Raw genomic sequence first — 1,373 nt, forward strand, 5'->3', positions numbered from 1 at the left:
CCCTTAGATTAGATTCCATATAATAAACCATGTTGGTGATGTTGAAAAGAGGGGGTCCGGGGGAGACTAACAACTTCCTTTTTTGTGGATAACTTTGGTTTTTGATAAAAGGGAACGGGGTGAACTCAGCCCAAATCCGGGTTAACGGCCCAAGGTAAGTATTAGTCCCCTTTCCCTTCCAATTTCGGTTACAAGGACCAAATAGAATTTTAGGAAATACCTGTTAAGGGTTTTAGTCAAGGTAACCATTTAAAACAAGATAAAGTTATGAAAATCAAAGAGACCATCGGCATCGATGTGAGCAAGGCGACCCTTGATGCCCACATCCATTCCAATAAGTGCAAGGGCACTTTCGAGAACTCAAAAAAAGGTTTTGCCCAGCTCATCGGATGGGCACACTCCAACAGTACCAAGCCCAAGGAGAACATCCTGTTCGCATTTGAGCATACGGGGCTCTATTCGGAAAGACTGACGGAACATCTTTCCAAGGAAATGATTCCCCATACCGTTGTGCCAGGGCTCCAAATCAAAAAGTCCCTCGGAATCGTAAGGGGAAAGGACGATAGGATAGATGCGGCCAAGATTGCACTTTACGCCTACAGGCTCAGGGACGAGATCAAACCATCAAAAGCGCCATCAAAACAGCTAAGGGCACTGAAAAAGCTGCTTTCCCTTAGGGAAAGGCTCATCAAACAAAGGGCGGGCTACAGGGCAAGCCTCAAAGAGCAGAAAAAAGTACTTGCGCAAAAAGACTTCGGGCTGTTGTTCAAGGTACAGAAGAAAATGATCGTGGAGCTTACAAAACAGATAAGGGCCATTGATGCGGAAATGGAATCCATCGTTAAGACCGACACAGAACTTGATCGCATCTTCAAACTATTGATGACCATCAGGTGCATCGGAAACCAAGCGGCCATGCTCCTCTTGGTCCATACCGAAGGCTTCACCAAGTTCAACAACGCCAGGCAGTTCGCCGCATATTGTGGGATAGCCCCATATCCGCACCGATCAGGCACCAGTATCAGGGGAAGGTCAAGGGTAAGCCCAATGGCCAACAAGAACATCAAGAGCCTGCTCAACATGTGCGCCATGTCATCGATACTGTACAATACGGAAATCAGGAAATATTACGACCAAAGAGTGGCGGCCGGAAAGAACAAGATGAGCACCATCAACATCATACGCAACAAACTCGTATCAAGGGCATTCGCGGTAGTGAATCGTGGCACACCATACGTCAACGTATACAAACATGCCTCCTAACACATTATTTTTCCTTCAATATCGCCCCCCACAAAAAGACGGGGCGGGTTGAACGGGAAAATAATGACAAAAAAGTTCAAATTTAATTTGGTAAGTCCATAGAATACTTA

General features: G+C 45.9%; 1 protein-coding gene. It reads left to right on the forward strand.

Annotated features, from left to right (window positions below; all coding sequences use genetic code 11):
* Positions 1–267 precede the first annotated feature (267 nt).
* Positions 268–1,263: an IS110 family RNA-guided transposase gene (locus E4661_RS18940; protein WP_136469029.1), complete on the forward strand. Its 996-nt coding sequence runs from the start codon at positions 268–270 to the stop codon at positions 1,261–1,263.
* Positions 1,264–1,373: the final 110 nt, after the last annotated feature.

This window comes from Flagellimonas onchidii (genome assembly GCF_004804315.1).
GTDB classification, from domain to species: Bacteria; Bacteroidota; Bacteroidia; order Flavobacteriales; family Flavobacteriaceae; genus Flagellimonas; species Flagellimonas onchidii.